Source organism: Streptomyces hazeniae (assembly GCF_031845485.1).
Taxonomy (GTDB): Bacteria; Actinomycetota; Actinomycetes; order Streptomycetales; family Streptomycetaceae; genus Streptomyces; species Streptomyces hazeniae.
In genome coordinates this window covers 1-489 of sequence record NZ_JAVREQ010000116.1, presented here as the reverse complement: position 1 = coordinate 489, position 489 = coordinate 1, and the positions used below count along the sequence as shown (strand labels likewise).

The 489-nt window shown below is 66.3% G+C and carries 1 protein-coding gene; it reads right to left on the bottom strand.

The annotated features are described in order from the left end of the window. The coding region (locus RM572_RS28875; RefSeq protein WP_311676318.1) for a sensor histidine kinase at positions 1-489 on the bottom strand (489 nt) is incomplete at both ends.

The window sequence follows — 489 nt, the reverse complement described above, 5'->3', positions numbered from 1 at the left end:
GGCGAGACCCGCACCGACAGGTCGAGGCCCTTCTCCGCGGTCAGCGGCCGGAACGTGGCCTCCACGTAGTCGACGAGCTGCACCAGCGCGATGCGCGTCGGGGAGACGTCCATCTTGCCCGCCTCGACCTTCGACAGGTCGAGGATGTCGTTGATCAGCTGGAGCAGGTCGGAGCCCGCGCCGTGGATCGTCTCGGCGAACTCGACCTGCTTGGGCGTGAGGTTGGCGTCCGCGTTGTCGGCCAGCAGCTTGGCCAGGATCAGCAGCGAGTTCAGCGGCGTGCGCAGCTCGTGCGACATGTTGGCGAGGAACTCGCTCTTGTAGCGCATGGAGACGGCCAGTTGCTCGGCACGCTCTTCCAGGACCTGCCGCGCCTCCTCGATCTCGGTGTTCTTCACCTCGATGTCACGGTTCTGCTGGGCCAGCAGCTCGGCCTTCTCCTCCAGTTCGGCGTTGGACGCCTGGAGCGCCTTCTGCCGGTTCTCCAAC